This window comes from Streptomyces sp. JHA26 (assembly GCF_002005565.1).
Taxonomy (GTDB): Bacteria; Actinomycetota; Actinomycetes; order Streptomycetales; family Streptomycetaceae; genus Streptomyces.
Genome location: NZ_BDJC01000116.1, coordinates 1 through 5,388 on the forward strand (window position 1 = coordinate 1; position 5,388 = coordinate 5,388).

Annotated in this window: 3 protein-coding genes and 1 pseudogene; 2 read left to right on the plus strand and 2 right to left on the minus strand. The window is 67.1% G+C overall.

What is annotated here, in order from left to right; translation table 11 throughout:
• Window positions 1–575 precede the first annotated feature (575 nt).
• Together JHAT_RS33125 and JHAT_RS33130 are read right to left on the minus strand one after the other, a co-directional pair.
• Window positions 576–1,202, minus strand: coding sequence for a hypothetical protein (locus tag JHAT_RS33125; RefSeq protein WP_143660606.1), 627 nt, complete (start codon window positions 1,200–1,202; stop codon window positions 576–578).
• A gap of 418 nt (window positions 1,203–1,620) precedes the next feature.
• The gene (locus JHAT_RS33130; RefSeq protein ID WP_077801984.1) at window positions 1,621–2,238 is read right to left on the minus strand and encodes a TetR/AcrR family transcriptional regulator; all 618 of its coding nucleotides are present in this window, start codon (window positions 2,236–2,238) and stop codon (window positions 1,621–1,623) included.
• Window positions 2,239–2,335: 97 nt separating this feature from the next.
• Here JHAT_RS33130 and JHAT_RS33135 point away from each other — a divergent pair.
• Window positions 2,336–3,258, plus strand: a pseudogene (locus JHAT_RS33135) (alpha/beta fold hydrolase); the annotation flags it as partial.
• A 1,044-nt stretch (window positions 3,259–4,302) separates the two neighbouring features.
• Window positions 4,303–5,388 (plus strand): hypothetical protein (locus JHAT_RS33140; protein WP_077801985.1); only part of this gene is annotated, 1,086 nt, incomplete at its 3' end.

The window sequence follows — 5,388 nt, forward strand, 5'->3', positions numbered from 1 at the left end:
GGGCGTCCGGCTCACGTCCGCTCTGGGAACTGCTGCGGGCGGTCCCACCGCCACGCCGCGCGTCGCCCACCAGCTGAAGGCAGGGCCTGGTCGACCTGCGGCTGCGAGCAATCTTGCATGCCGGGCGCTGCAGCTCAGCTGCAGTGGTTGCGGGATGGATGTCCTGCCCGTGATCGCCAGGGGTGACCCGACACCCCTGCGTCGGCGGGGAGGACACCGAACCGAGGGGCGACATGGGCGCCTACGACGAAGCACCACCGCGGACGTGGGGGTGCTTCGGCTCACCTCCGCTCGCGCGGAGAGGACGCCGGCGCACCTCAGTCCTCACGCTCAACGAACGGCTCACCTCCGCTCGCGGATGGCGTCCCGTCGGGTGGTGTAGCCGATCAAGGAGTCGGAATCCGCAGGTCGGCAACGGTGGCTCCACGCGACCCGGCGCTCAACTCGCCTCAGCAGAGCAGCTTGCGGTCCGCCACCTCCACGAAGATCGCCTGGGCCCTGCACCGGAACGCATGACGCTTGATCCCCTACACCACGATGCGGGACACGACCTCGGGCCCTCCTGCGCAGTCGGATCAGTCGCAGGATCCTTCGTTCTCCACGGCATTGGGACTGATGCAAGAGGAGCCGGCCATGTACTCACCACCACGGTCGTAGACCTGGAGAGTCGCGGTCTCATCGATCTCCCACCAGGCCGCGAATGCTTCGGCAATGTACTGGGACTGCTTCTCCAGGCCCATCAGCTTCTCCATCTCCTCCATGTCACCGCCGTCTATGGCCTCATAGTCGATGGTTGGGTAGTCCGAGTCGACTTCCAGGGCGGGGCGGAACCACTTGCGCTCGTAGGCTCGCCATCCCTTGAGGGGCTGAACCGCCTTCTTCTGCTCGGCGGTCCCGTGCTGGGCGACGAACTCCTCGAACTGGTCGAAGGTGCCAGGGGTGCCCGCGATCTCCGCAAGCGACAGGGTGACCTTCTGCGGTTCGGGACTGGACGTCTTTTCTGGCTCCTGCGGAGCGGACTTCACCGGCGAGGGGCTGACGAGCGCCGACGAGTCAGCCGTGGCGCTGGGCTTGGTCGTCGATGCGGCGTCTGAGGCACCGTCGCCGCCACACTGAGTCGCCATCGCCAGAATGAGTGCGACCACTCCGATGACCGAGAAGACGGCGCACCCCTGGGCCATCTCGTTGTTGCTGCTGCCCACGTACACGTCTCCGTTGAGTACTTAAAGGGTTACCCACAGGCGTCGCTGCAGGTAGGAAACCCCACTTCTAATGACGCGTGATCGTACATGTGGGAAAACCGTGAAGAGAACGCAGTCCTGCCATGAAGGAAATCGATGGAGGATCTGACGGGCGTCAGCCTCGTGACGGTCTGCTCGTGGGTCCGCCGGGGCCACCTGAAAGCTGAGCGGAGGCACACGGCATGCCGCAGGGCAAGGGGTCCGCAGGCCGGGGCATGCGGATCACCGCGAAAGACCTGCACCGCACCGCGGTCCAGCGGCTGGCCCGCCAAGAGCCGCTCCCGTGTCGAGGCGCCCTGGGAATCGAAGGAAGCGCCCCCCCCCGCACTCGCCCGTAGCTACGGGCGCTTGAGGAGTGGGACCGCGAACGGGCCTTGCGTCAATCGGCCGCATCGACCGGGCGGAAGATGCGGTTGAGCTGGTCGTCCAGGACCGCGGCGGCGGACTCGGGACTGCGCTGGCCGACGAGGATGCTGGTGCCGAGTCCCGCGGACATCGCAAGCAGGCCGGTCGCCGCCAACTGCGCGTCCACGCCGGGCTGCAGCAGACTCTCCGCCTGTGCCTGTCGGAGGATGGCGGTCACGGCGCCTTCGGCGGCGTCAGGGTTCCTGATGAAGGGCTGAGCCGCGAGCGTCTGGTCGGTCACGGCCAGAACGGCGTACGAGGTGTAGAGATGGTGGAAGGTGCGGCTCTCCTCGTCGGTCGGCAGCGCCGTCATCAGCAGTGCTTCGACCGTCGTGCGCGGCCCCGGACCGTCCCCGGCGGCTCGGACACGGGTGGCGAGCCGCTCCCCGAACTTCCCGGCCAGGTGCTCCAGGCCGTAGAGCAGCAGCTTCTCCTTGGTCTCGAAGTAGTACTGCACCAGCCGCAGTGACACGCCCGCCTCGGCCGCCACATCGCGCATCCCCACGGCGTGCAGCCCGCGTCGCCCGGCGACCCGGACGAGCGCCTCTGCGATCTCGGTGCGCCGTTCCACATGGTCCACGCGCTTGGGCATCGGCTGATTCTCCACTCGTTGTTCGCCGCACCTTTGATGATACAACCGTATCAAGGTCGTGATACGTTCGTACCACGAAAATTGAGACCCTCTGGAGGTGGCCGTGTCCAAGACCACTGCCCGCACCCAGACCGACGTCGGCCGATTTGTGAGCGACGCCTGGCGCAACCGCTACTTCGCCGCGTGCGACGCCGTCTACGCGATGGGGGCACGTGCCGTCGCGGAACAGGACGTGGAGACCTCGTTCGGCACCACCCACGTGTACCGCTACGGGCCCACCGACCCCGCGGCCCGCTCCCGCACCCCGGTCGTCCTGGTGCACGGAGCGGGCTCCTGCTCCGCCATGTGATACCCGAACACCCCCGCCCTCAGCGCCGAGCGCCCCGTCTACGCCGTCGACACCCCGGGCGATCCCGGACGCAGCGTGCAGCGTGCAGCGAGAGCCGAGCCACCAGCCCGAACGGGCCGCGCAGTGGCTGGACGAGACGCTCGACGGACTCGGGCTCGAGCATGTTCACCTCGTCGGCACCTCCTACGGAGGCCGGCTCGCCCTGAACCAGGCGCACCGCAGGCCCAAACGCCTCGCCTCGGTCACCCTGCTCGACCCGGGCGGCCTGGAGAAGGTCGGCCTGCGCTTCTTCGTCTGGATCTTCGCCGGCCTCTTCGCGACCTTCGCGCCCAAGGCGCTGCGCCCGCGTCTGGCGGCCTGGTTGGAACAACCGGTCCTGGTCGCGCCCGAGCTGCGCACGATGGTCAGGACGGCCGTCTGTGCCTACCGCATCCGTCGCCCGGCACCGCTCACCCTGTCCGAGGCGGAACTTGTCCACCATTCGCCCCCTCTCTGCCTGGTGCTGGGCAAGCGCAGCCTCCTGGTGCACCCCGAGCGGCAGAGGGAGCGCGTCCCACGTCTGATAACCGGGCGCCCGTGCCGAAATCGTCACCGGCACCGGGCACGGACCTCAGATCGACCACGCGGAGGAAATGAACCGCAGGATGTTGAAGTTCATGGCCTCCGTCGACCGACAACCGTCGAGTCGACATGCGGCCGGGCTGAGGGCGCAAGGACTCCGCCTGCCGCTGTTGACGGAAACACCCGGCACCAAGTCCCTTCCACCATCCAGGACTCGGGCGCACGCCGCCGCTGTGCCGTGCCCCGACCCTCGCCCGGTTCACGGGAACGGCAAGCTGAGGGCTCCCACGGGTGAGAGTCGCGGTGAACGCAACGAACCCGCAGACCAGGGGCGTCCGACGGTGCCTGGGGCGGTGAAGCCGTCGCGTGAGCGGAGACCGCCTGCCCTCTGCGTGCCCGATCTTCAGCTGCTCGGTGGGCCGGAAACCACTGAAGAGCCTCCGATAACGCAGAAGCCCCAGGCCGTTGACCTGAGGCTTTGGCAAGAGCGGGTGACGAGAATCGAACTCGCGCTCTCGGCTTGTGAAGCTGCGATCATTTGCGGGCGGTTCAGGGGCTGATCTGGGTTAACGACCAAGGATCAGCCTTGCGGGGCTCGGTGGCTTTCACCGCGATTCCCCGCTCGACCTGGTGCGCTTGTAGTGCAGGGCTGCCCCGCTGCATGCCGGGTATCCGTCCCTGCATGCTGGCCATCGTGTACCGGTCCTACGACGCGACGACGACCGTTTGAGCGTTCGTGCTGTCGGTTCTGGTCGTGTTGGTTGTGGGCTGGTACATCCGGCGTCGCAGGTAGGTGTGACCACCGCATGAGGTGAGAGGCTGGGGCGCCCTGCCGGTGACCTGAGGATCCACTGGCTGAGCTGACAGGCGGGGATACGCCCGCTGGCTCATCTGACCCCTGTAACTGGCACGGCCGTGTCACGCGACGAACGGATGGCTCGGAACTTGGCCGACCCCTTCGTTACCCGGAGGTCAACCATAGTGGCCGCGCTGCACTGAGAGGAACATTTCTGTCCGTGTTTGCCCCCTGGCGGGGCCTCCGCGCCAGAGGGCGCTGGTGTTGTCTCGGGGGCATCCTGGGGGCACGGATTATCGCCGGAGCAGCCGATGAGAAGGGTCCAGTCGTGAGGGTGTCGTCACAGAGTGTTACAGTTGTGGCTCTCCTGGCGGATCCGGACGCGCCGACGGAGGTCGCGCAGCGCATGGCGCGGATGCTCCCTGCTCGGCTAGCCGACAAGTCAGGCCAGGGGCGACGGTTCGACGTCGAGGTGGTCAGTGAGCCCTTCAGCGCAGGGACCGAGGACCTGTCCACGCTGACGCGCCGGATCATGGACCGCGGGCGTGCGGAGCATTGGGATATCGTCGTGGCCCTCACCGACCTTCCGTTGCACTCGCACGGGCGCAAACTCGTCGTGGACCTGAGTCATGATCACGGCTTGGCGCTGCTGTCTCTTCCGTCGTTGGGGGGCCTACGTTTTGAGAGAAGAGCCCTGCGGGCGGTGGAAGAGGCCGTTCTCAGCTTGGCGGGTGCGCGGGACGCTGGAGCTGAGAAATCTCCTCAGCGTCAGTCGCTGGGACGTTTCGCCGGTCGTCTTGCGCCTGTTCGCCCGGGTCCGATCGGTGAGGAGGAGACCGCTGATCTCCGGTACGTCGTCAGCGGGCCGCGTGGTTATCTGAGGGTGCTCCTCGGTATGGTTCGCGCCAACCGGCCGTGGCGGTTGGTCCCGGGTCTCTCGAAGGCCTTGGCGGCCGCACTCGCCGCGGGAGCAATTGCCACCGTGAACTCCACCCTCTGGAGTCTGGCCGCGTCCTTGGGTACGCCGCGCCTCGTGATCGCCATGGTCGGATCCGTTGCGCTCATGATCGGCTGGCTGATCGTAGACGCGCACCTGTGGCATCGAACGGCAGAGACCTCGCCGGAGGCGAGGAAGCGGGCGGCTCTCTACAACGCCTCGACGGTCGTGACCGTGGGTATCGGGGTGCTCGTCTGCTACGTGGGTTTGTTGGTCATCAACTTGGTGTGGGCGCTTTTCATCCTCAACGACCGAGTGTTCACCTCCATGACACGGACCCCGCTGCACGCCACGGAATACTGGACGCTGTCCTGGTTCGTCGCTTCGGTCGCCACGGTGGGTGGCGCGCTGGGATCTGGCCTGGAGAGTGACGAGGCGATCCGGGCAGCCGCCTATTCCAAGCGCGAACAGGAACGTCGCCGCATGCTGGAGGACGACCACGGTGAC

Bases quoted from the DNA above. Each gene is read 5' to 3' on its own strand.
- JHAT_RS33130 (WP_077801984.1), bottom strand. From the start codon at position 2,238: ATGCCCAAGCGCGTGGACCATGTGGAACGGCGCACCGAGATCGCAGAG.